Genomic DNA, 23755 nt, shown 5'->3' with positions numbered 1-23755 from the left:
CATGTTGCTCTCTCGGTGCTGTAGTTGTTGTATTTACAGCGTATTACCGGAGAGCTTTTTTACGCTTCACCTGACTTTTAAAACACCCTCTTAGACTTGGAGCCAACCTTGATTAAATCCCACCCCAACTATCCAACCCTTTGTGACTACGGCATTATCGCCGCCTAAATTTGTCCGAAGTGTTGAGGCAAAGCTAACTTTGATAAAATGGCTCGATCCTGGAACTACAAGCCCTGAAAGCCTTGTGGAACCGTTCAAAAAACTGTCCGGACTATTGAAAGAAGAGACTTTGCAATTAGGAAAGAAATACTTTGGGAGTCAGAAACAGCTTCAAATCAAGAAGTTAATACGAAGGAAGTAGAATATATTTTGCTATTTAGAGCGAACGACCCTAGCATCGGCTATAATCAACGACCTAAATTCAATGGCTAGAAACTCCAACAAATGCTTACTCTGAGTCCACATAGGAATATAATTTTGTGCGGTCAAATTTCTGATTCCCATGTCAATAAGTGATTCTGAGTTGCAAGCTCAAGCCCAAAATATTCTAGATGCGATCGCGTTCACCCCTTTTGAGCAGTGCCAACTATTAAGCCGTGAGTTTAGTAGTATTCCTGCGCGTCCTGGTATTTATGCAATTCGGCACAAAACTGATGGGTTGCTCTATATCGGTAAAACAAAGAGTTTACGCGGTCGCTTTAGTGGTGGGCATAAAGCTTTTTTGTGGGCTTGGCTCGACAAGTACAACGACGAAGATGTGCGGATCGCAGTACAGGTCATTTCGCATTGGGGAAACCCCGCGCTACTATTGGAGCTAGAAGCCATTATTCTAAGAGCGACTGAACCCCCTTACAACGCCCAGATTCCCACTGAAAGGTGATGCTATGCAAGCCAAACTCCAAGAGCAACTTTCTCCGGCTGATGCTGAAGTCATTTTAGGGCGATTGCCTGAGCGAATTCGGAAGGCTCTGGTTGAACATGCTGCTGAAATTGAGTATCCCATTGAAGCAGTGATTGAGATGGCGATCGCAAGCTTTCTAGACACAGAGGCATTGGGTTTTACAGATTGCAAACCAGGACGGGGGCAATAGCGCGGTCTAACAACCCCCTTGCAGCGGACGGGCACAATTCTTCTGTGCTGAGTTCAGTTCTTTGCCGCCGCTGAAGGGGAACGTTAGATCGACAGCGCCATTTAGTTCACTTGTACTGTATGCTAAAATTTTCGTGACGCTACGATCTAACTAGCGTTGGAGCCGACAACCGAATTTGCATTCTTCGTCAGTGAGCAGAACCGCTTGCGGTTGCGGCTCAACTAAGTTATGCCGCCTGAGATATTGGCTAAGGCAGTAGTTTGAAAGTTGTGCGTAAAGTGCGATTGTTAGACCCTTTCCGAAATTTCCGCAGTGATAGTTGAAGCATGAGATATCCCATTCAATACATGGAGTTAAGAGCTTTATGCCTGAGCAGTCCCTCAACCGAGATGAGTTTCTTGACCAAGCATTTAAGAAGGATGAACTCCAATGCATTCTTGAGGAGTACAAGAGTCTGCGTGCAGAGGCGCAAGCCCGTATGGGTCACCGCGTCACTTTATTAACATCTAGTACTGCTACAGCAGGTGTTCTGCTTGGTCTTGCATTGAATATTCTCAACAGCAACACAACAAATGCCAGATATAGTACAGAAATTCTTTTGCTTGTGCCTTTGACAACATCCTTATTTGGACTGCTAACGACTTATCATACCGCTCTTATTTACGACATGGCAGATTATCTTAAGTTGCTTGAGATCCGTGTCAATAGAGTATACCCGCTAGTAATGGGTTGGTATGCAAGTTCAAATGGCAGCCAGTTTCCAAAGATTTTTTGGATATGGCATCTTCCGATGATGCTTATTACTCTGGCTCCTTCAACCGTTGCAGTTTTATTGTTTTTTTTATGTGATCCAACTTGGAATGCCCAAACATTAGTTTTATTTGTGATTGACTCAATATTGCTCTTCTACTTTGTAACAGAGTATCTCAGCAAGGTATGGAAAAGAAAAACTTACCGCCATGAAACTACGAGAAAATGGGCTACACAAATGCATGAAAGAGGTCTCCTACCAGATGATAGATTTGTTGCATATGGTGCAGGCTTATTAGAATCAGCACCAAATAAGAGAAAATTGAAGAGGTGACTTAATCTGCTGGGTTTGAGAATCATTTCTGCAAGCGCGGCGGCACAACAACCCGGCTGGAGCGGACTGAAGAGAGATCTCGGTGAGGATGAAAAGGTTACTTGCAACCGCTCAGCCGGAACGTTATGCCGCCATTATGGAGCGTTCTAGAAAGTGACACTTTGAAGTGATGGAAAACATCATACGAGCCTTGTCTGAGGATGCTGCGACTATTCTCGAATTGCAAAAGCTGGCATACCAGAGCGAAGCGCAACTATATAGCGACTTTCGCATTCCACCCCTGATACAAACCCTAGACGAGTTGAAAAGAGATTTCGCTTATAAAGTTTTCTTGAAAGCTCAAGTTGAGGACAGAGTTGTAGGCTCAGTCAGAGGGTATCAAGCAGGAGATACTTGCTATGTCGAACGGCTTATTGTTCATCCTGATCATCAAGGGCACGGCATCGGTACGGCGTTAATGAATCAACTCGAATCACGTTTTGAGCAGGTGCATCGGTTTGAACTGTTCACCGGAGATAAGAGCGATCGCAATATTCAGCTTTATGAGCGGCTTGGGTATACGGTTTTCAAGAGCCAAGAAGTAAACAAGAAATTGTCGTTTGTGTTCATGGAGAAACACAAATGAGATGACTGTGCGTCAAAATCGTTGAATCGCGATCGCTCCGCAACAATCATTCATCAAACTTTGGATTTACTCAAAATCAGATTCGCGTAGTCAGTTGTAAAATCTCCTGCATGTATGATGATACCTGCCGATTCCTTGCTGAACACTTCTCAGCCGATTTCGCTAGTTGGCTCCTGGGAGAATCTGTCACCCTGACAGAAATCAAACCTTCTGAACTCTCCCTCGATCCCATTCGAGCCGATGCGATGATCCTGCTCCAGTCCGATGAATCCATCCTTCACATTGAGTTTCAAACTTTACCGAAGGAGGAAATCCCATTTCGGATGTTGGATTATCGGGTTCGGGGGAAGCGACGCTACAGAAATAAAACCATGCGACAAGTGGTGATCTACCTGAAGCCTACTACTTCTGAACTTGTTTATCAGACAGCCTATGTAATGGAACGCACTCGTCATGAATTTGATGTAATTCGACTGTGGGAGCAACCCCCCTCACTCTTTCTGCAATATCCTGGACTGCTGCCCTTTGCAGCACTGGGACGGACTGCAAATCCAGCGGAGACGTTACGCCAAGTGACTCAAATTGTAGATCAGATTGAAGAGTCAACGACACAGGCAAATTTGATGGCAGCCTCAGCAATTCTCGCTGGGTTAAGATTAGAGCAGGACGTAATTTATAGTCTAGTGCGGAGAGACATTATGCAAGAATCTGTGATTTACCGTTCGATTCAGGAAGAAACAGAAGCGAGAGCAAAACGCTCGATCGCACTCAACTTTCTACGAGAAGGCTTATCGGTTGAAACCGTTGCCCGCGGAACGGGCTTATCGATCGAGGAAGTCCGACAACTTCAACAGCAGATGAATGAGTCTGCACAAAACTAAACCTGAATCTGTGCGCGGGAAGTCGCTCCTGGAGACGCGGCCTAATGGGAATGCTATGCCGCCAATTCTCGGTAAGGGCGTAACACGCTATCTGTCGGTAGGTTAATTTGGCACAAGGTTGCTGGTAAGGTAGTGCTTTGCGGTTAATGGTGGGGCGATCGATTATGCTTAGAGGCATGGTTAAACAATCAGCATGGAGCTTTCCCTATGCCTCAACCTCTGAAAGCAATTTACCGTAATGGTACATTTTTCTTCAATCAGCTTTTGAATTGCCTGAAGGGACTGAGGTTGAGTTATTAATTCAGTCTCCTCAAGTTGTGTCGCCGCCGGTTTCTGATCTAGAAGCCAAACAACGGTTTTTGAAATCGCTGGTTGAGCGAATGCAGCAAAACCCAATTCCGCTCAATGCTCCTCGGTTCACACGGGAAACGCTGTATGAACGCCGTTGACACTAACATCCTGATTTATGTCAATCCATTTAAAATTCCTTGAACCTGCACGGCGTAACAACCCGGTTGGAGCGGGCTAATCTGAGATCTTAATTTGGATGCAAAGGTTATTGGCAACCGCACAACTGCACCGTTCTGAGCAACTTTTTCGCTATTGAGACGTAAGGGACGATCGTAAAACAGGCACCAGCTTGATGCCATACTCCGTCTCAAAACTGTCCTTCTTATAGTCCAAGCTCCACAATTCTAGAGCGCAATCATCGATCGGCTGACGGCTGTCAATTAATAGACGCATGGCTTGCTGCTCTGGCACATATTCACACTGCACTGAGAGAATTGCGCCAATCTGTCGGCGATCGAGCGCGACTGCCAGCCGCAATAAAGGACTTAGCTGCTCGACAATTTTGCGATGCTTTTTGCTAGTCAGGTTGCGATAACCTTCGTGACGTTTTTTGGGATTGCTTTTGCGATGATAGCGGGCCAGGTTAGCGATCGCTTCAATCTCGATCTCGGTGTAACCCAACAACTCAGCGTGACGAATTAAATAATAAGAGTGTTTGTGATGAGACGAATGCCCAACGTGATGCCCACAGTTGTGCAAAATTGCTGCCGCCCAGAGCAACTCGCGCGCTTCGCCACCCCAGCTGTGCAACACGCCTTGAGTCTGATCAAATAAACTCAGCGCAAACTCGGCAACCCGTTGGCTGTGGTCTAAATTAACTTGATATTTTTGAGCCGTTTTCAACACGCTACGCTGACGAACCGAACTTTGATAGCGCAACCGATCTTCAATCAGTCCGTGAGCAAGCATCCAATCGACCACCACACCTTCTCGCAGCGATCGCTCACAGATCACGATCGAGTCGGTGCCCAGCAGCGTCATCGCTTCTTGCAAAATCAGCGCCCCAGCCAAAATAATTTCTGCCCGCCGATCGTTCATGCCGGGAATTAAGAGGCGATCGGCGTAGCTAAGTTTTCGCAAACGATTGACCCACTCGCGTAGGTCTTTGAGACTAAACTGATAGCCATTGAGCGGCGCAGGCACCGTCCCGAATTTGTCGCGAGAGTGCAAAATCGCCAGGGTTTCGATCGTGCCAGAGGTGCCCACCATACGCGGACATTCGCCGGGTTTAAGCTGCGATCGCAACTCGTCGATCGGGCGCTCCCACATGCCCCGAATATAGGCTTGCAGTTGCTGAAACTCTACATTGCTGATCGGATCGGTGGTGATCAACTGCGAGGTGAGGCGCACGGCTCCAACTTTGGTGCTGCTGAGAGTGCGAGGTTCGTGCCCGTCGCCCAAAATCAACTCGGTCGAGCCACCGCCGATATCAATGATGATGTGGGGCTGATTGTCGAACTTCATGCCCGACAAAACACCCAGATAAATTCTTCGAGCTTCTTCGGTGCCCGAAATCAGATTCACCCACAGACCCAGTTCATCTTCGACTTGCTGCAAAAATTCTTGCCCGTTGGGGGCTTCTCTCACCGCACTAGTCGCCACTGCGATGATTTGCTCTGCATTCAAGCTTTTGGCAATATCTTGACATCGTTTAAGCGCCACGATCGCCCGTTGCATCGCCTCTGGAGTTAACCGCCCGGTTTGCTTGCAGCGATCGCCCAGACGCACAGTTGTTTTATTTCTCTCAATGACTGTAAAAGCAGGAAGCGACGGCTGAATCTGCGTCACGACCATGTGAATTGAGTTGGTTCCGACATCGATCGCGGCGAGAATGCGCGCTCGATCGACGGTTGGGGTTGAACTGTTCACCAGCGTTTCTTTAAATTTGGCGGTTGAATCAAGCATGGGAGGGACGATCAAAGGGAACCCAACGTTAAACAAGTCTTTGAAAAAATCGAGAAACTACCCAGATTAGAGAACGAAGAAACCGTAGAGCAGTTCCTCGATCTGTAAAGTGACAGCCTGATCTTAAGGGTTCTTGGACTTAGTTTTTACACCAATTTCTTGAACAGAAAATCCTGCTTGAAATCTAGGTAGATGAAGGACACGCTGTAAAGAAAAAGTAATCGATCGCGTAGATTTGTAACATAATGTAAATAGTCAGATGGTGAAGCTTTTTTGACCCACAATAATCTCGATTCAACCTTGACTCAGACTCTTCTTGAAGACAAAAAACTGCTTCAGCAGCAGGTTGAAGACCAAACCCAATTTATTCATCTGCTGTTGCACCAGCTTGCAACTCCGCTCACGTCTCTGCAAGGCTCGGTGCAGTTGTTGGGCGAAGATCTGAACGTAGACCAGCGCCAAGAGTTTTTAGATCTCGTTCAGCAGCAAGTCCAGCATCTTCAAGACCTGCTTCAAAGCCTGGTTGCGCTTCGAGATCTTGAAGCGGGGATGTTAGCCCGTCCGATCGCGTTTTGTCTGAGCAGCCTAGTCGAAGAAGTGAGGAGCAAATTCCACAGTCCTTTAATCACTAATCACATTCAGGCATTACCAGATGTGTGGGGCGATCGCTGGCAAGTGTCCCAAATCTTAACTAACCTTCTGTCGAATGCGATCAAATATTCGCCTGCTGATTCAGCGATCGAGATTGGTGCAACCCCCAATTCTGAAGGTTTTGTCGAAGTGTGGGTGCGCGATCACGGCTTAGGCATTCCGGCAGATGCCCAGGCGCGGCTGTTTGAGCGGTTTTATCGAGTCCGCCATCACGATCGCGCCAACATTTCTGGCACGGGGTTGGGGCTATCTCTGTGTAAACTACTGGTAGAAAACCAGGGCGGACACATTGGCTTTGAGTCTGTCCACGGCGAAGGAAGCCGATTTTATTTCACGCTGTTGATTGCCCAACCTGCCTAAAAATGTCCATGCTGCCCGACTCTGAACAGAATTTATCTCCTCAATCTACCTGGCTCTCGATCGTGCGTCTGCTGCGATGGGATAAGCCTGAAGGACGCTTGATTCTGATGATTCCGGCACTTTGGGCAGTCTTTCTAGCCGCACGCGGAACGCCTCCCGGCCCGTTGGTTGGAATCATTATTTTAGGAACTCTGGCAACGAGCGCGGCAGGCTGTGTGATCAACGATTTGTGGGATCGCGATATCGATCCGCAGGTGCAACGCACTCGCAGCCGCCCTTTGGCATCTCGTGCGCTCTCGGTCAGAGTCGGGCTAGTTGTGGCCTTAGTAGGATTTGTCTGTGCTTATAGTCTGGCATCTTATCTAAATCCGCTAACGTTTTGGCTGTGTGTCGCTGCTGTGCCGATTATTGTTTTGTATCCCGGTGCGAAACGAGTTTTTCCGGTGCCGCAGTTGGTGCTTTCGATCGCGTGGGGCTTTGCAGTCTTAATTAGTTGGAGTGCGGTCAGTTGCTCGGCGGTTCCGGCTGCGACTGCCTGCTTGGGACGCGAAACCTGGCTGCTGTGGGGTGCGACGGTTCTGTGGACGCTGGCGTTTGATACGGTCTATGCGATTCCCGATCGAGACGACGATCGCCGCATTGGGATCAACTCAAGCGCGCTATTTTTTGGCAAATTTGCCCCGCAAGCGATCGCGGTTTTTTATACGGGCACGATCGTATTATTGGCAAAGCTGGGCTTAGTAATGCAGCTTCAGTGGACGTTTTGGATCGCGTTGGGGGTGGCAGCGATCGCGTGGAGTTGGCAATATTACAATCTTTCTCGTGGCGGTTTGCCTCACTCACCTGCGCTCAGATTAGATGTCGTAGTCGGCTGTATTCTGTTAGCTGGGATGATCGCGGGAATCTAAGATGGGATCAGAAGGTGCTGTTGGAATGCGCTTTGGCGACAAGTTGACAATTTTTCTTCCACCCTCTGCTTGCTTTTTCTGCCAATCTGCAAACATCGCATCTAAATCGTAATTAAATGACTTGGCGTGTTCTTCACGAACTTTGTAGATCTCATCGAGAATCTCATTCTGCAACATAGCTCAATCTCCTAATAGTTCGTAAGGAGTACAAATTATTGGTAGCTGGTATCCAAAATCAAGGCTGATTTCCGTAAGCTTTCTCTGAATTTGAGCGTTCGCAATGTGCTTGCAGTTCCACGTTAGCAGGTAATCTAACCCGTGAACAGTTGCTGCTGCGATATGAGCGGCATCATCGGAGGCTTTAGGAGGAAGATTGCTTCGGGTAAGAAACTGCGCTGACAGATTTCGTACAGCTTGATTGAGTTCTACCAAAGGAATTTCATTGAGGATATTGAGGCGTTGAGCCGCTATTTCCGTGTCTCCTCGTGCCACCTCATCTAAAACCACTTGGGAAATGTAAAGTGTGAATTCACTCCTGCGAGATTCCCACCACTTTTTTGTGACCTCTGTGTTGGCTGCCAAGATCAAGTCCCTAGTCGATCGGGCTGTGAGGTAGCCTAGGATACTGGTTTCGATATAAACAGTTTCACTCATCAGAGCAACAAAGTTTGGTTTTCAGAACCAGAATACTCTACTTCAGATTCTGGTCTACCTGACTTCTGTAACCGATGATGTATGAGAACCGATCCTGGTTGCTTTGCCACCAATTTTTATTACTTTATGGATTTGAGAGACTCAGCCTTCAAGCAATTTTAGAAATCGTTCATCCCCTCGATCGTGAGCGGCATTCCTCGCTCTGCGCGAATTTGCAAACAAGCAGTAATTGCATCTTGAATGTTAGTAAGTGATTCTTCCTTGGTTTTTCCTTGATTCACACAACCAGGGATGTCTAGACATTCGGCAATCCAAACACCATCTTCATCTTGGTTAAGGGTTACATTGAATTTCATAAGAGTTCCTTAAACACGATTTTATATCGTTTACATCTCATGATAGATGCTTAAGGAGGTTCGTGAGGAGTTCAAAAACTTGCTCTAAAAGCCTGAGTTTTCGTAGTTAGGTTGCATCCAGTCATCAAACAAATGATAAAGCTACTCTACGACCTTATCAACTCATATAAACCTTACTGCCACACAACGGACAGACACCGTGTTTCAAGTTTGAGCGTACTGCTATTCCACATTGCTGACATTCGCCAAATTGGCAGAATCCCCAGTCTATTGCTGGTACATTTTCTCCACACTCTTCTCTGTCAACATGAGCAATTGCCTCAATTTTATAAGCTCCCCAATGTTTTGGTTCTCCTTTACCATTCTCCAAAAGACTTGACGCAGTACCTAGAAAAAAGCAGTTCTTATTGTACTCATCTTCTTCAGGGTTCGGTCTGCGAACTTGAAAAACAGCGAACAAAATATCACGCAGTTCACGATCAGAACATCGTGAAAGATACCCTACTATCTTCTTCCTTTCGTTTTCCGGCATTAACCAAGCCCACATTTAGGTTACTGATTTACAAATACATCCCGAAAACACGATTAACCTCCTCCTAGCCAATCTTGCGCTAACTTGGCCTTAAACATTAACAGGATAGTAGAAGAAGCTGAAGGTCTCGCAACACATTGATCGCTAAACAGTCCAGCCAACACGCGATCGCTAATGGGTGTTGTAATAGGCGCGTGTGCCTTTGGCATCGATCGCTTCTCCCAATCGATTTAAAGCATGAATATAAGCCGCCGTTCGCATTGAGACAGACAGATTGTGCGCGATCGCCCACACTTGTTCGGTTTCCTCAATCATTTTGCGCTGAAGACTTTGATTGACTTCGCTTAAAGTCCAATACATACCGTTGCGATTTTGCACCCACTCAAAATAGCTAACGGTGACTCCGCCAGCGTTGATTAAAATGTCTGGAAACACATAAATTCCGCGTTGTTCTAAAATCAAATCAGCCGTTGATGTGATTGGACCATTTGCGACTTCAAAGATTAGTTTTGCGTTGATATCTTTGGCGTTAGCTTCTGTGATTTGTTTTTCTAACGCAGCAGGAATCAGCACATCGACATCTAGCGTTAATAATTCTGCATTCGTGAGAACTTGGTGATCGGCGATGCTGCACACACTGCTATCGCAATAAACCGCTTTAATGCCTCGCGTCGCATCTTTGACCTGCCGAATGCTCGGAATATCCAGCCCGTTTTTGGAATAGATGCCGCCCTGCGAGTCGCTCACAGCAACGACTTTGTAGCCCGATCGATGCAGCAATTCTGCCAGCGTCGCCCCGGCATTTCCAAACCCTTGCACGGCAACGGTGGTGGATTGGGGAACGCGGTCGAACTTCGGTAGAATCGTTTCGATCGCAAAAAATGCACCCCTTGCCGTTGCCGCATCTCGCCCCAAACTGCCGCCCATCGTGATTGGCTTTCCGGTCACGACACCAGGGCTGATCTGTCGCTTAATGATGCTGTATTGATCCATCATCCAGCCCATGATCATTGAGTTGGTGTAGACATCAGGAGCCAAAATATCAACATCGGGCCCAATAAAGTCTGCGATCGCGTCAATATAGCCTCGACTCAGCCGCTCTAATTCCAGTCGAGAAAGCGCTTTTGGATTGACCGTAATACCGCCTTTTGCGCCACCAAACGGCAAACTTAACGCCGCACATTTAAACGTCATCCAAAACGCCAGCGATTGCACTTCGTCAAGCGACACGTTGGGATGATAGCGCACGCCGCCTTTTCCTGGCCCGCGAGTGTCATCATAGCGAACTCGATAGCCTTGAAACATCTTCAGCGATCCGTTATCCATTCGCACTGGAATCGAAACCGTCAAACTAGCTTTGGGAAACTTGAGCGACTCGATCGCATCTTCAGAGATGGAGGTGTGCTTTAGTGCTCTTTCTAGCGGTTGTGCCGCATCAGATAGGAGAGAATCAGCCATAGGATTTGTCTTTGCCCTTGTCTTGAGAAGCCTGTGCAAAAATGACGATATCCCTTCAAGCAGATTCGCTTTGCCCCGATCTCATCTTCCTCCTGAAACTGCCCTTCTTGTAGATGTCGTTTTAGAAGTTTACGATTCGTCAGCAACTCTGCTTAACAATCCCTACCTGATTAAGTTGCCATGTTAGAACTTCTCCTAGCCGTGCTCTCGGCTTCGGCAGCAGCAGGAATGAGAATTGCTTTACCTCTACTGGTGATTGGGTTGCTCTCTGGAAGCAATGCGTGGACGCACGTCCCCCTGTTAAACCGGGTGTCGCCGCCAATTATGTTAGGCATTTTGGTCAGTTGGTCGCTGGTAGAAGTGTTTGCCTCAAAAAACCGTCTCGGACAACGAGTGTTGCAAGTGGTGCAACTGCTGCTCAGTCCTTTGGTGGGAGCTTTGATGGGGATGGCGATCGCCCAGGCAACCGATGTTTCTCCCTGGCTGGTCGGGATATTGGGAGGCGTGGGCGGACTGCTGGCGTTTGTGCTAAAACTCGTCCAGGTGGGATGGTTTTACCGCTTGCAGGGCTTACCCCTGTGGCTGATTTTCGTTCAGGATGCTTTGTGCGTTTGCTTGGTAGTGTTTGCTTTTGATGCCCCAAGAGAGGGAGGAATTGTTGCCCTACTGCTTTTGTGGTTGGCAATTCGCAGTTCTCAGGCTTGGCGGCGTTGGCAAAAACACGATGAACGATCGGGCAAGTCAATGCAGCGAGACTCCTTGCCAAACGAGGAATCTCGTCAGTTGCGCGATCGTGACTAAAAAATAATGGGGACTCTAAATTTAGAATCCCCACTAGGTAAATTTATTGATAGCTTGAGCGATCGTGCTTAAAGAAGTCCAAATGCGTGTAAAGGCCCGCGACCCGTCAGCATCTCTATAATCAGAGCGATCAAGCCAATCATCGCCACCCGACCATTCCAAACCTCAGCAGACGTGGTGAGACCCCACTGCCAGCTTTCTTGAGGATACATCTTGACATTCTTTCCAGGATGCACAACATCGGCAAATTTTACTTCTGGGGCATTGAGCGCATTGACGACCAAAGTTGCCAAATCGTTAATAAACACCGGGTGAATATTTAAAGCTGGAACTCGGCTGAATCGCTCGATCCCGGCTTCTTCGGCGACTTCCCGATATTCCATGTCGATTTCTTGCAGCGTCTCAATGTGTTCTGAGACAAAGCTCAAGGGCACGACTACCAGATCTTGAACGCCTTTCTCAGCCAGTTCTTTGATGGCATCCTCGGTGTAAGGTTTGAGCCATTCGACCGGGCCAACTCGACTCTGATAGGCCAGCGTGTAGGCGTTTGGTCTGCCAAGACGCTGCATAATCAACCGCGCACATGCTTCGATTTCGCGCTGATAAGGGTCGCCCACTTCTTCAACATAGCTGACCGGAACGCCATGAGCGCTAAAGAAAACGTGAGCCTGATCTGGGTTGGGCAACTGATCAATCTGTTGAGCGATCAGATCTGCCATTGCCTCTAAATATCCTGGGCTGTCATACCAAGATGGAATGACGGTGTATTTGATCTGCTGCAACGCTGGGTCTTTCGCCCACAAGTCTTCTAGCAAGCGGAAACTGGAGCCACTGGTGCTAATCGAAAAGTGAGGATAGAGAGGCAAAACGACTAAACGATCGACTCCATCGCGTTTAATCTGCGCGACAGCTTCTTCGGTAAATGGGTGCCAATAGCGCATCCCAATATAGACATTGGTGTCTTGCCCGTGTTTTTGTAACTCCTGCTGGAGTGCCTGTGCCTGCTCTTCGGTAATGCGCCGCAATGGAGAGCCGCCGCCGATTTGCTGATAGTTTGCCTGTGACTTTTTTGCCCGCGAGGTTGAAATTAGCCATGCCAAAGGACTTTGCAGCCAGGGAAACGGGAGGCGGATAATTTCCGGGTCAGAAAATAAATTATAGAGAAAGGGACGAACATCTTCTAATCGATCGGGCCCGCCCAAGTTAAGTAATAAAACGCCTACTCGACCCATGGCTACTAAAAGTTCCTTAGAGTTCTCAGCTTCGTTACTGATTTTAACAATAAAATCTTCATGAGTCTGACGAAAATCGGTCAATCTGTTTTGTGAAAAACATGATTTTTGATAGTTCCGACACAAAAGTTTAGCATTGTTGACATTTAATTCGACGGGATGAGCGTTAAGCCAATCATCCTCTAAAGTTGAGATCTTGTATTCAGATTAGTAGATCATGGCAGAGATAGATGTAATTTCTGCAAAAGCCTGCGAGGCGATCGATGGGCGCATTGCTCAACTCAATCAGCGCTTAAAAGTCGCTCAGATGGGGGTGCAAATTGAGCGACGGGGCATTAAGCTAAATTTGAGGGCGACGTTGCCGCCTCGCCCCGATAGTTTGCGGTTGCGCCCTTATCAGCAGCGTCTGAGTTTGGGTCTACCTGCAACCAATGCAGGGCTGAAGCAAGCTGAGCAAGAAGCAAAGATCATCGCGGCGCAGTTGATTCAAAACAGTTTTGACTGGCAAAGTTATCTCACCTTTGGCGGCAAACGTCTGAGTCAGATGAACTTTTTAGAGCAGCTTCAGGCATTTGAGCAGGACTTTTTAGCACAGCCCAATCGCTTAATCAAACCCGGTTCTACTAAAACTACCTGGAACTCTGCTTACGCGCCTTATTTAAAAAAGCTGGCAGCGATCGCCGAGGCTCAACCCCATCTAACGATCGTGGAAGCCATTCACAAAACCATTCACTCAACTGAAATTAATTCTCGCAGTCGTCAAGTCTGCTGCACGGCATTGAGTGCTTTAGCAGAATTTCTCAATCTCAAACTTCCCACTGAGTTAAAGACATTTTGGGGTGGCTATGGCAACAGTCAAACCAAAGTCAGGCAGCTCCCAACTGACGAAGAAATTGTGGCAGTCTGGCAGACGATTCCTAACCCAGCGTGGCGTTTTGTCTATGGAGTCATGGCGACTTATGGGCTGAGAAATCATGAAGTCTTTTTTTGTGACTATTCAGCGTTAAGTCGAGATGAAACGATGATTCAAGTCTTGCCGACTACCAAAACTGGCAGCCATGAAGTTTGGGCGTTCTACCCAGAATGGATTGAAGAATTTGATTTGAAAAAGGGTGGTTTGCCGACGATCGAGACTGATCTCACAAAAACTACACTACAAACGGTCGGACAACGAGTAACGGCGCAATTTCGTCGCTATAGTGTGCCTTTTTCGCCCTATGATCTGCGCCACGCGTGGGCAGTGAGAACCATTCACTTCGGGTTATCAGACACCGTTGCAGCCAGAATGATGGGACATTCGGTGGCAGTTCACACGCGCACTTATCATCAGTGGATTAGTCGGCGCGATCAGCAGCAGGCCGTAGAAGCCGCGTTGAGTCGCAGAAATAAAGGATAGGTTGAAACAATAGACCTCCTGCGTGAATTCGGGAACGCCCCCTAAATCCCCCATTCTGGGGGACTTTGAAACCGCAAGTCTTCTCAAAGTCCCCCAGAATGGGGGATTTAGGGGGCACAAGCCGACCTAAGCGGAGCGAGATCTGAGAGAGCTTATATCGAGAATTTTATTCATGCAGGAGGTCTAATGGCAACGATTCTTCGAGATCTCAGTTATCAATATCAGTGGTTATATGATGGCATCTCGCGCGCTGCTGCGCTGGCAGTTGGTGGAGAATCGCGATTTCGACAGTTGGCATTGCAAGGGTTGCCGATCGCTCAAGACTCAAAAATCTTAGATTTGTGCTGTGGGAGTGGGCAAACGACTCAGGTTTTAGTGCAGCGATCGCGCCACGTTACAGGACTAGATGCCTCACCGCTTTCGATTAAACGAGCGAAGCAAAACGTGCCTCAAGCAGATTATGTAGAAGCCTTTGCTGAAGAAATTCCGCTTTCGGATAATGAGTTTGATTTAGTCCACACCAGTGCTGCAATGCACGAGATGGAAACCGAACAATTGCGTCAAATTTTGCAAGAAGTTTATCGAGTCTTAAAGCCTAATGGCTATTTCGCAATGGTAGATTTCCATGCGCCAACCAATCCGATTTTTGTGCCAGGATTAGCCGCTTTCTTTTGGTTGTTTGAGACAGAAACGGCGTGGCAATTCATTAAAACTGATGTAGCTGCTTTATTAACAGAAATTGGATTTCAGGTGAGCGATCGTACCCTTCATTCAGGTGGTAGTCTCCAGGTCATCCAAGCCCAAAAGCCGGCCTCGTAGTCCTCAAACAAATAACACGACAGAAGCGAACCTCTGCCGTGTTATTTGTTTGAGATAGGGTCAGCAGAAAAGCCGAAACTTTTCTAATAAAGGGTTCTGTATAGCCCAGCAAATAACTTACGTGGGGTGTGAAGAAGAAAGGGTAAAAGCTTCAGAAACTTGGAAGTAGTTTGATTTGTTTTCTTCGCAAGATTAATATACTCTGTTTTGGTGGCTCGATCGCTCTATCTTGAGAAATGCAGTTTCCTCACCCTTGAGATAGATTCTGCTTCCTAATTTTCGATTTTGCGGGATTGAGAAATCTCTTCTAACCAGCCTTGCGTCATTTTTGGAGAAGTCAATCTCACTTTTTTGAGGTGCGCGAATTCTGGTTGTTGAAATAGAGACAGATACCGTTTGCGATTTTTCCGATAAGTCTGCACTGCCCAAACAATCACCGAATCACGGCTCAAAAACGATTTCTGAAACGTCTCGCGGTTGCCATTACAGCAAGCTTCTCGCATCACAACCCGCCGAATGGTGCGGTTAATGATTTGACCGATCACGATCGGAAACGAATAATCGAGCCATACGATCGTGTCAGCGCGGCTCCAAACCAGCGGACGAATCTTGCTGTAGTTGCCATCCACAACCCAAGATTCACCGCTCAAAGCCTTCTCAACTCGCGATCGAAACACGTCGATCGGCGCTTCAGTCCAATTTGGCTCCCAGTGCAGGGCATCTAACTCGACATGAGGAATCGCCAACCGTTGAGACGTTTGACGCGCCAACGTGGTTTTGCCGGAGCCACTGGTGCCAACGATCGCGATTTTACAAAGTTCAGACATCGTTTTAGGTTGTGTATTCAGCGTTGATTTTCACGTAGTCATAGCTGAGATCACAGCCCCATGCTTGACCTATGCCTGACCCGTTGCCGATCGTGACCTCAATCATCACGGGATGACTGACATATTGAGTGTGGGGTATTCCTCGATCGAACGCCACCGGATGGTTTCCTTCCATCACAAGCAACTCGTTACTTATCTCAGCGCTCACCAGTGTGCCAGCAGGACGAGGCAGCGTACTCGCGTCAGCTTGTTGTTTGAGATAGTTACTGGCAGCCGCCCGATCGAAGGGTTGCGGTTGGCCATTTTGCATCATTAAGAAATCGCCCAATTTGATTTGCAAATGCTCTTGCTCAAACGGCACATCTGCCCGACCTGCCGCCGCCGAGATTCTGCCCCAATTAGGGTCGCGTCCAAAAATTGCCGCCTTGACGAGCGAAGAACCCGCAATCGTCTTTGCAACTCGCCGCGCCGAGGCATCGTCGATCGCGCCAGACACCTGCACCTCAATCAAACAGGTTGCCCCCTCGCCATCTCGTGCGATCGACTTCGCTAAATAGGTACACACTTCAGTCAGCATTGCTTCTAGCGTTTCTGCCTCTGCGCCCATTTCGGTGATCGCAGGAGTACGAGATTGACCATTTGCCAGAGCAATCAGCGTGTCATTCGTACTCGTGTCACCATCTACCGTAATTTGGTTAAAGCTCCGATCGGCGGCTCGACTCAGCATTTGTTGCCAGAGTTGAGGAGAAACGGCAGCATCGCAGGTCACAAACGACAACATCGTCGCCATGTTGGGGTGAATCATGCCTGATCCTTTAGCAATGCCGCCCACTCGGACAGGGCGATCGCCAATGATCGTTTCGAGAGCGATCGATTTGGTCACTAAGTCAGTGGTGCAGATCGCTTTCGCGGTAGCATCCGAGCCATTTTCATTCAGAGAAGCAACCAAGTTAGGAACCGCCGCCCGAATTGCTTCCATTTTGTTACGCTGCCCAATCACCCCAGTCGAAGCCAGCAGCACCAGATCTGAAGAGATAGTCAGCGCTTGAGCAATTAACTGAGCGCATTCCAGCGCATCCAGCATTCCTTGAGCGCCCGTTGCAGCGTTTGCCTGCCCAGCATTGCAGAGAATAGCGCGGGCGCTTTGCTTTGACTGCAAGCGCTCTTGGCAATAATCAACCACAGGCGCTTTAGTTTGACTGGTGGTGAATACACCTGCCGCGATCGCATCTACATCCGAGACAATCAGCGCCAGATCTGGCAAGCCTGAAGGCTTTAATCCGGCGATAATTCCGGTCGATCGAAAGCCTTTAGGTGCCGTCACCCCGCCTGAAATTTTCTGCCATGTCATGATATTGCCTCTCCTGTCCTGAGCTGTCTATGAGAGGCGATTATATCAAGCTCATGGCTTACCGTAAGTAACAGGTGTGTCGCTCTCTACAACAAAGCACTCACAAAAGACAAGAAAAAAGGGAGGGTCGCTTTACGACTCCCCCTGTCATCAGGGTGCATCTACTCAGCACAGTATGGCATTAAGGGGGTGAGGGGTGAAACCCCTTAAAGAACTTTTATACAAAATCATCGGCATTTTCGTCAAAAGTTCACAAAAGAATCAGAATTCTTCGTTAGCCGTTGAGTTTTTTTGCCAGGAGCTGATTGGTCATTTTGGGGTCGGCCCGTCCGCCCGTTTGTTTCATGACTTGACCGACAAAGAAGCCCAGAAGTTTTGTCTTACCACCGCGATATTGCTCAAGCTCTTTGGGGTTAGCTGCAATGACAGCCTCGATCGCCGCCTCGATCGCGCCACTATCTGAGATTTGCACCAAGCCCTCACGCTCGACAATCTCGTTAGGGGAGCCACCTTTGGTCAACAGTTCGGGCAAGATGTCTTTGCCAATTTTGTTGCTAATCGTGTTGGCATCGATTAAAGCCGTTAATTCAGCCAGCGCGATCGGAGTCAACGGAATCTCTTTGATGCTTTTGCGCTCGTTGTTGAGATAGGCGCTGATGTCGCCCATGATCCAATTAGCGGCTTGTTTGGGATTTGCTTTGGCAGCCACAGCCGCTTCAAAATATTCGGCGATGTCGCGATCGTCGGTCAACACCCGCGCATCATACGCCGAAAGTCCGAAGTTGGTCTCGTAGCGAGGACGCTTTTGATAAGGCAGTTCGGGTAACTCGCTGCGCCATTGTTCTAGCTGCTCTGAGGGAACTTCGATCGGCCCTAAATCTGGCTCTGGAAAATAGCGATAATCGCTGGAGCCTTCTTTAATTCGCATACTAATCGTGCGTTGCGTTCCTTCTTCCCACAAACGCGTTTCTTGAAGAATGCGCTCTCCGGTTTCGATCGCGTGAATTTGCCGCTCAATCTCGTGATCGATCGCACGTTGAATGGCGTTAAAGGAGTTCATGTTTTTGATTTCAACTTTGGTGCCAAACTCCTTTTGCCCGATCGGACGCACCGAAATATTCACATCACAGCGCAGCGAACCTTCTTGCATATTGCCGTCACTCACGCCCAGATAGCGCATGATTCGCCGCACCTCTTGAGCATATTCGGCGGCTTCTTGCCCCGATCGCAAATCCGGTTCTGAGACAATCTCAACCAGCGGAACGCCCGCCCGGTTATAGTCCACTAGCGAATAGGTCGAACCTGATAGACGATCGCTGCCTCCATGTACGAGTTTTCCGGCATCTTCTTCCATGTGCAGGCGCGTCACTCCAATTCTTTTACGAACCGGATTGCCGTCTGCATCTAAAAGCTCGATTTCGACCCAACCGTGTTCAGCGATCGGCAAATCAAATTGAGAAATCTGATAATTTTTGGGCAGGTCAGGATAGAAATATTGTTTACGATCGAACTTGCTATAAGGCGCAATCTGACAGTTAAGCGCCAGTCCGGCTTTGACCGCGTATTCCAACACTTTTTGGTTCAGCACAGGCAGCACTCCTGGCATCCCCATGCAAATCGGGTCAATGTGAGTGTTTGGCTCGGCAGTAAACTTGGCAGAACTGTCAGAGAAAATTTTAGTTTCGGTGCTTAACTGGCAGTGAGTTTCTAGCCCGATCACCGCTTCATATTGAGTTTTTGCTGGCGCAGCAGTCGTCATAAAGTCTCAAAAATAATATATCTGGGCAACTGAACTCCATTTTAACGCTTCCCAAACCTTGAGTGAATCTTTACAGAATCGGCGACTCAGAGAAATTCTGCGTAAGATTGGTAAGACTTCCCCATCGGAAATAGGAAGACCCGAATGCTTGTCTGTCCTCAGTGTCAGTTCGAGAACCCCAGTTCAAACAAATTTTGTCAAGAGTGTGGCACCTCTTTGGCTCAAGAAGCTTGTCTTGATTGCGATCGTCAGGTCGAGATCGACGTGCAAATTTATTTAACACTGCGATCGCAGCTTCACCAAGTCATTCCCCAGGTTTACGATGCTTGTGAATCAGAAGATATTCTCTTAGAAGATCGATCTCACCTCACGTTACTGATCGATTGCTTGCGTGACGATCATGCCTTATCGATGCCGCAAGTGTTGCACTGGTTTTATGAAATGGTCTCAACTTGGGAAGCGCTAGCCCCGTGGCAGTGTTGTCAGAGCTTGCTAGACACCCAAAACTTGCGAATTGATGAAGACCAGATGTTGTGTCTACAGAAATTGATGCAAGACCCCTTGCCTGCGCCATCGCTGCAAAACCTGGGCGAAACCTGGCGATTTCTGCTCGATCAACGCTCTCAGACTCAAATAGCAGCGCTGCATTTGCTGATTGCCGATCTGCAAATGGGTAAACTGATAACAACCGATGAGCTACGATCGCGCCTTGAAGCGATCGCTCACGAGATCCAAGCAAGTTTCACTGAAGTCGATATGATTCCTAACCCTCAAGATCTGCCAACCCCCGACCCGACAAGTGTTCCTCTAGAGAGCCTTGAGGATGAAGCTTCAGAAGCCGTTACCCTCCAACCCGAAGAAGAGGGCGACGACATGCCGACCATTGTCCTGCCGATGCAGTTGTTTAGCCTCGAAGACGCTGGGAGAACTGACATCGGAAGAACTCGCGATCACAACGAAGACTGTTTTGGCGTTGATACCCAGATCAAGAAAAATCAAACCCCGTCTAGCAGAACTGTTCGGGCACAGGGCTTATATATTCTTTGTGATGGCATGGGCGGACATGCCAGCGGTGAAGTTGCCAGTCGGTTAGCTGTAGACACCTTGTTGCACTATTTCCAAAATTATTGGCATGCCGATGCCGCTAACTCATCTGGGCTTCCGCCTCTGGCAGTGATTCGTGAAGCCGTGCAGTTAGCCAACCAAGCCATTTATGATGTCAATCAACAAAACGCTCGATCGGGCAGCGGCAGAATGGGCACTACGATGGTGCTGCTGCTGATTAAAAACACCGAGGCTGCCGTGGCTCACGTTGGAGACAGTCGCCTCTATCGCTATAGCCGCAAGGGAGGCTTAAAGCAAGTCACCGTCGATCACGAGGTTGGTCAGCGAGAAATTCAGCGCGGTATCGAAGCGACGATCGCCTATAGCCGCCCAGATGCCTACCAGCTTACGCAAGCGCTAGGGCCTCGCGACGAAAACTTTATCAGTCCTGATATTCAGTTTTTTGAACTCAACGAAGACATGGTGCTAATTCTCGCGTCTGATGGTTTGACAGACAACGATCTACTAGAAACGCACTGTGCAACCCATATTGACCCGCTAGTTAGCTCCCTGACTAACCTTGAGCAAGGCGTAAATCAACTGATCGAGCTTGCCAACCAATATAACGGTCACGACAACATTACAGCGATCGCCATCCGTGCCAAAGTCAGACCCAACCTAGAGCAACTTTGGTGAAAATTGCATCAACAGGACTTACGCATTTTGACCAAAACCTCGGAGGTTTAAGCCACTCTGTCGGTCACGATGCTTGATTCTTGGTTAAAACCTCCGAGGTTTGCGTAAGTCCTAATCAAACTTGATCATTCAGCGTTTTCTTCGTCCCAAGCGTCTACTGATAGCAGTTCACTGACGGGATCTTGCATCGTAAACTCAAACGACAAAAGTTCTTGCTTCCAATAAGCCCACTCATCTCCATAGAGAAGAGCAATCTTCCAAATGCTATCACTGGGTTTGAGCAGTTTTGAGTCGATCAGCGATCGCACCTGGCGCTGTAGCTTCACCATCGGGTGAGCAACTTGTGGAGTCATACCTTCCTTAATCATGATTAAATTGTGTTAATTTCTTATGCTCGCTTCATAGCAAGGACTTAGCAAGACGTGGATGGTTGCTTTGTCGAGAAGTGCCTTTTCTAGTTTCTCATGTTACCGTACTTTCTCATATTTGGAACAAGTGACTCTTTTTGATCAAAATCTCTAGAAATCAATCCTCTAGGAAAGCACTAATGCTTTCGCCTGCAACATCAAACCATACTCCAATCCTTCGACAACAGCATGATAAGACGCTTCTAGAATATTGCTCGACACGCCAACCGTCGTCCAACGCTGAGAGCCGTTACTCGATTCGATTAAAACACGAGTCTTTGCAGAGGTGCCTGCCGCTCCATCTAAAATTCTGACTTTGTAATCAGTGAGATAAAACGTCTCGATCTCTGGATAGAAGTTAGTCAAGGCTTTCCGTAAAGCGGCATCTAGAGCCGAAACTGGGCCATTGCCCTCTGCCGCTTCTAGGATATCTTGACCGTTGACGGCTAGATTAACGGTTGCCAGTGATTTTGCTGTCAGCGTTTCGCCGTCAGGCACCCGGTCATAGTGAACCTGAAATCCTTTAATCTCAAAGGGTAGCGATCGCTGCCCCAATGCTTCGCGCATCAACAGTTCAAAACTAGCTTCGGCTGACTCAAACTGATAGCCTTCACTCTCTAGATCCTTCAGATGCTTCAAAATTTGACGACAGGTGGGGTCTTGCCGATTTAAGTCAATGCCTAAACTGCGGGCTTTTGCCAAAACGTTGCTTAACCCCGCTTGATCTGAGATCACAATTCGGCGGCTGTTGCCAATCAGATCGGGCTGAAGGTGTTCGTAGGTGATCGGGTTGCGCTCGACGGCGCTGACGTGTAGCCCACCTTTGTGAGCAAAGGCAGAGAGTCCGACAAAGGGCGCGTGATCATCCGGCGCTAGGTTGGCAATTTCGCTGACATAGCGGCTCAATTTTGTCAGCTTTGCCAGCGCCTCTGACTGAATGCAAGCGTAGCCGAGCTTGAGTTGCAAATTGGGGATCACTGAACAAAGATTAGCGTTACCGCAGCGCTCTCCATAGCCATTAATCGTGCCTTGCACCATGCGAACCCCTGACTGGACGGCGGCGATCGCGTTTGCTACGGCGAGTTCAGAATCGTTGTGGGTGTGAATGCCAAACTGGGGCAAAGCTTGAGAATTGAGGGCTGAGAGCGGCTCTAGCTGTTTGAGAACGGTTTGCACAACTTGACTAATTTCGTGAGGCAAAGTGCCGCCATTGGTGTCGCAAAAAGTGATCCATTCGGCTCCGGCTGCGATCGCCGTCTTCAACGTTTTTAACGCATAGTCAGGGTTGTATTTATAACCATCAAACCAGTGTTCGGCATCATAAATAACTCGCCGATCTTGAGTGCGGAGATAAGCGATCGTGTCGCGAATCATTTCCAAGTTCTCGTCGAGCGTAGTTTGCAGCCCTTCAATGACGTGCAGATCCCACGATTTGCCGACGATCGTCACCCAACGAGTTCCCGCCGCGAGAATCGGTTGCAGCATCGGGTCAGTGGCGGCTTTTTTCCCAGGGCGACGAGTGTAGCAAAAGGCAACCATTTCAGCATGGGTCAACGGTTGTTCTTTAAGCTGCCAAAAAAACTGCACATCTTTGGGGTTGGCCCCGGGCCAGCCTCCCTCAATAAAAGGAACGCCCAACTGATCGAGGCGACGAGCAATTCGCAGTTTGTCTTCGATCGACAGTGATAATCCCTCGCGCTGGGCACCGTCTCGTAGCGTGGTGTCGTAAATCCAGACGCGATCAGCAGAATCTGAAGTCATAAGTGCTTAAACATAATGAGAAACTTAATTTTAAGGAGATTTAGAAGCGATTATTAGACCTCGATCGTAAACGTTCTTGAGAGTAAACAAGCTTCTCGGCTCAAAGCCTTCTAAAACTGGGACAATAAACTGACTATCCCTATCAAAGACGATGAACTAGTCTGGAAGTTTATTGGGTAGAGGCAATTCTCTACCCTCAGTGCCAAGTGTTTTAATTGAAACTTAGGTAACTTGAAAGCAACTGAAGTAGTGATCAGACGATTATGAATTATCCTGGCAGAATAATTGGGGGTACATTGGTGGCGATCGCAGTCACCTGGATCTTAAACATTGCTGGAGTGTTTCCCTTTAACAAAAGTGGCACCAATCAAATGGATCAAACAGCAATCCCCGACCCAAACGCCCAAGGCACAGGGGGTCAATCGATCACTGCCAATAACCCAGCCAACCGTCCTGGCACCCAAAATTATGCACCAGGCGGCAGTTCAAGCAATGGTGACACCCCTTCAACCGACACGACCACTCTATCCCCCAGCGATGGCACCGCTAATTCTGGCGCAGGGCGGCGCACTCTCCCGGCTCGACTGCGTGTGGTACGAGCAGGATGGTAGCTGTCGTAGGAAATAATTAGGATCGATGAAGTCTACATCTGACATTTTGGTAATTGGAGGCGGCATCGTCAGTTTAGGTTCACGCCTGGCCGTGCGTCGAGATGCCAGGTCGGAGTGATGGTTGGTGACCATTCCCTACCGATAAACCGATTTATAAGAATCGTAAACTTTTGTAAAAATATGTTATTCTGTAAC

The 23755-nt window shown here is 48.2% G+C and carries 25 protein-coding genes; 13 read left to right on the top strand and 12 right to left on the bottom strand.

Annotated features, from left to right (window positions below):
• The first annotated feature begins 502 nt into the window (after positions 1 to 502).
• The 6 genes from BRW63_RS13950 to BRW63_RS13925 all read left to right on the top strand — a co-directional run bounded on the left by BRW63_RS13950 (position 503) and on the right by BRW63_RS13925 (position 4130).
• Positions 503 to 880 carry a GIY-YIG nuclease family protein gene (locus tag BRW63_RS13950; RefSeq protein WP_073072075.1) on the top strand — a complete coding sequence of 126 codons (378 nt, stop codon included), beginning with the start codon at positions 503 to 505 and terminating at the stop codon, positions 878 to 880.
• Positions 881 to 884: 4 nt separating this feature from the next.
• Entirely contained in the window at positions 885 to 1091 is a 207-nt protein-coding gene (locus BRW63_RS13945) for a hypothetical protein (protein ID WP_073072073.1), read from the top strand.
• 364 nt (positions 1092 to 1455) lie between these two features.
• The gene (locus BRW63_RS13940) at positions 1456 to 2175 is read left to right on the top strand and encodes a hypothetical protein (protein ID WP_073072071.1); all 720 of its coding nucleotides are present in this window, start codon (positions 1456 to 1458) and stop codon (positions 2173 to 2175) included.
• A 169-nt stretch (positions 2176 to 2344) separates the two neighbouring features.
• The gene (locus BRW63_RS13935; RefSeq protein ID WP_073072069.1) at positions 2345 to 2800 is read left to right on the top strand and encodes a GNAT family N-acetyltransferase; all 456 of its coding nucleotides are present in this window, start codon (positions 2345 to 2347) and stop codon (positions 2798 to 2800) included.
• A 110-nt stretch (positions 2801 to 2910) separates the two neighbouring features.
• Positions 2911 to 3681, top strand: coding sequence for an Rpn family recombination-promoting nuclease/putative transposase (locus BRW63_RS13930; RefSeq protein WP_073072067.1), 771 nt, complete (start codon positions 2911 to 2913; stop codon positions 3679 to 3681).
• 269 nt (positions 3682 to 3950) lie between these two features.
• Positions 3951 to 4130: a DUF104 domain-containing protein gene (locus tag BRW63_RS13925; protein WP_219898493.1), complete on the top strand. Its 180-nt coding sequence runs from the start codon at positions 3951 to 3953 to the stop codon at positions 4128 to 4130.
• A 151-nt stretch (positions 4131 to 4281) separates the two neighbouring features.
• On the opposite strand, the gene BRW63_RS13920 is transcribed toward BRW63_RS13925, so the two are convergent.
• Complete coding sequence (locus BRW63_RS13920; RefSeq protein ID WP_073072065.1) at positions 4282 to 5937, bottom strand: Ppx/GppA phosphatase family protein; 1656 nt, start codon at positions 5935 to 5937, stop codon at positions 4282 to 4284.
• A 300-nt stretch (positions 5938 to 6237) separates the two neighbouring features.
• Here BRW63_RS13920 and BRW63_RS13915 point away from each other — a divergent pair, with 300 nt between their 5' ends.
• Positions 6238 to 6948 (top strand): sensor histidine kinase, encoded by a 711-nt coding sequence (locus tag BRW63_RS13915; RefSeq protein WP_181314384.1) that lies wholly within the window; start codon positions 6238 to 6240, stop codon positions 6946 to 6948.
• 8 nt (positions 6949 to 6956) lie between these two features.
• A complete protein-coding gene (locus BRW63_RS13910) occupies positions 6957 to 7856 on the top strand; it encodes a 4-hydroxybenzoate solanesyltransferase (RefSeq protein ID WP_073072061.1) in 900 nt (299 codons plus the stop codon).
• Here BRW63_RS13910 and BRW63_RS13905 read toward each other — a convergent pair.
• From BRW63_RS13905 to BRW63_RS13885, 5 genes are all read right to left on the bottom strand, one after another.
• Positions 7830 to 8033, bottom strand: a complete 204-nt coding sequence (locus BRW63_RS13905) for a hypothetical protein (protein WP_073072059.1) — start codon at positions 8031 to 8033, stop codon at positions 7830 to 7832. The genes BRW63_RS13910 and BRW63_RS13905 overlap by 27 nt on opposite strands.
• A gap of 3 nt (positions 8034 to 8036) precedes the next feature.
• Positions 8037 to 8510, bottom strand: a complete 474-nt coding sequence (locus BRW63_RS13900; protein ID WP_073072057.1) for a type II toxin-antitoxin system VapC family toxin — start codon at positions 8508 to 8510, stop codon at positions 8037 to 8039.
• A 158-nt stretch (positions 8511 to 8668) separates the two neighbouring features.
• Positions 8669 to 8866 carry a type II toxin-antitoxin system HicB family antitoxin gene (locus BRW63_RS13895; RefSeq protein WP_073072056.1) on the bottom strand — a complete coding sequence of 66 codons (198 nt, stop codon included), beginning with the start codon at positions 8864 to 8866 and terminating at the stop codon, positions 8669 to 8671.
• 157 nt (positions 8867 to 9023) lie between these two features.
• Positions 9024 to 9398 (bottom strand): hypothetical protein, encoded by a 375-nt coding sequence (locus tag BRW63_RS13890; RefSeq protein ID WP_223257383.1) that lies wholly within the window; start codon positions 9396 to 9398, stop codon positions 9024 to 9026.
• Between the two features lie 171 nt (positions 9399 to 9569).
• Positions 9570 to 10856, bottom strand: coding sequence for a Glu/Leu/Phe/Val family dehydrogenase (locus BRW63_RS13885; RefSeq protein WP_073072052.1), 1287 nt, complete (start codon positions 10854 to 10856; stop codon positions 9570 to 9572).
• A 180-nt stretch (positions 10857 to 11036) separates the two neighbouring features.
• Here BRW63_RS13885 and BRW63_RS13880 point away from each other — a divergent pair, with 180 nt between their 5' ends.
• Positions 11037 to 11657, top strand: a complete 621-nt coding sequence (locus tag BRW63_RS13880; protein WP_073072050.1) for a DUF4126 domain-containing protein — start codon at positions 11037 to 11039, stop codon at positions 11655 to 11657.
• Positions 11658 to 11725: 68 nt separating this feature from the next.
• Here BRW63_RS13880 and hemH read toward each other — a convergent pair whose 3' ends face one another.
• Positions 11726 to 12889, bottom strand: coding sequence for a ferrochelatase (gene hemH / locus BRW63_RS13875; protein ID WP_073072098.1), 1164 nt, complete (start codon positions 12887 to 12889; stop codon positions 11726 to 11728).
• Positions 12890 to 13106: 217 nt separating this feature from the next.
• On the opposite strand from hemH, the gene BRW63_RS13870 reads away from it, so the two are divergent.
• Together BRW63_RS13870 and BRW63_RS13865 are read left to right on the top strand one after the other, a co-directional pair.
• Complete coding sequence (locus BRW63_RS13870; protein WP_073072048.1) at positions 13107 to 14285, top strand: site-specific integrase; 1179 nt, start codon at positions 13107 to 13109, stop codon at positions 14283 to 14285.
• Between the two features lie 186 nt (positions 14286 to 14471).
• Positions 14472 to 15104: a class I SAM-dependent methyltransferase gene (locus BRW63_RS13865; protein WP_073072047.1), complete on the top strand. Its 633-nt coding sequence runs from the start codon at positions 14472 to 14474 to the stop codon at positions 15102 to 15104.
• 272 nt (positions 15105 to 15376) lie between these two features.
• Here the strand turns inward: BRW63_RS13865 and BRW63_RS13860 are convergent, their stop codons facing one another.
• From BRW63_RS13860 to gatB, 3 genes are all read right to left on the bottom strand, one after another.
• Positions 15377 to 15931 carry a P-loop NTPase family protein gene (locus tag BRW63_RS13860; protein WP_073072045.1) on the bottom strand — a complete coding sequence of 185 codons (555 nt, stop codon included), beginning with the start codon at positions 15929 to 15931 and terminating at the stop codon, positions 15377 to 15379.
• A 4-nt stretch (positions 15932 to 15935) separates the two neighbouring features.
• The gene (argJ, locus tag BRW63_RS13855; protein ID WP_073072043.1) at positions 15936 to 17282 is read right to left on the bottom strand and encodes a bifunctional ornithine acetyltransferase/N-acetylglutamate synthase; all 1347 of its coding nucleotides are present in this window, start codon (positions 17280 to 17282) and stop codon (positions 15936 to 15938) included.
• Between the two features lie 274 nt (positions 17283 to 17556).
• Positions 17557 to 19041, bottom strand: a complete 1485-nt coding sequence (gatB, locus tag BRW63_RS13850) for an Asp-tRNA(Asn)/Glu-tRNA(Gln) amidotransferase subunit GatB (RefSeq protein WP_073072041.1) — start codon at positions 19039 to 19041, stop codon at positions 17557 to 17559.
• A gap of 144 nt (positions 19042 to 19185) precedes the next feature.
• On the opposite strand from gatB, the gene BRW63_RS13845 reads away from it, so the two are divergent.
• A complete protein-coding gene (locus BRW63_RS13845) occupies positions 19186 to 20781 on the top strand; it encodes a serine/threonine phosphatase (protein ID WP_073072040.1) in 1596 nt (531 codons plus the stop codon).
• Positions 20782 to 20906: 125 nt separating this feature from the next.
• Here the strand turns inward: BRW63_RS13845 and BRW63_RS13840 are convergent, their stop codons facing one another.
• Together BRW63_RS13840 and cimA are read right to left on the bottom strand one after the other, a co-directional pair.
• Entirely contained in the window at positions 20907 to 21149 is a 243-nt protein-coding gene (locus tag BRW63_RS13840) for a DUF4327 family protein (protein WP_244913195.1), read from the bottom strand.
• A 165-nt stretch (positions 21150 to 21314) separates the two neighbouring features.
• On the bottom strand, positions 21315 to 22949 hold the full coding sequence (gene cimA / locus BRW63_RS13835) for a citramalate synthase (RefSeq protein ID WP_073072036.1): 1635 nt from the start codon (positions 22947 to 22949) through the stop codon (positions 21315 to 21317).
• Between the two features lie 263 nt (positions 22950 to 23212).
• Here cimA and BRW63_RS13830 point away from each other — a divergent pair, with 263 nt between their 5' ends.
• Positions 23213 to 23560: a hypothetical protein gene (locus BRW63_RS13830; RefSeq protein ID WP_073072035.1), complete on the top strand. Its 348-nt coding sequence runs from the start codon at positions 23213 to 23215 to the stop codon at positions 23558 to 23560.
• Positions 23561 to 23755: the final 195 nt, after the last annotated feature.

Source organism: Phormidesmis priestleyi ULC007 (assembly GCF_001895925.1).
Classification (GTDB): domain Bacteria; phylum Cyanobacteriota; class Cyanobacteriia; order Leptolyngbyales; family Leptolyngbyaceae; genus Phormidesmis_A; species Phormidesmis_A priestleyi_A.
Note: the sequence above shows the minus strand (reverse complement) of the source record. Positions and strands in the feature narration are given on the sequence as shown.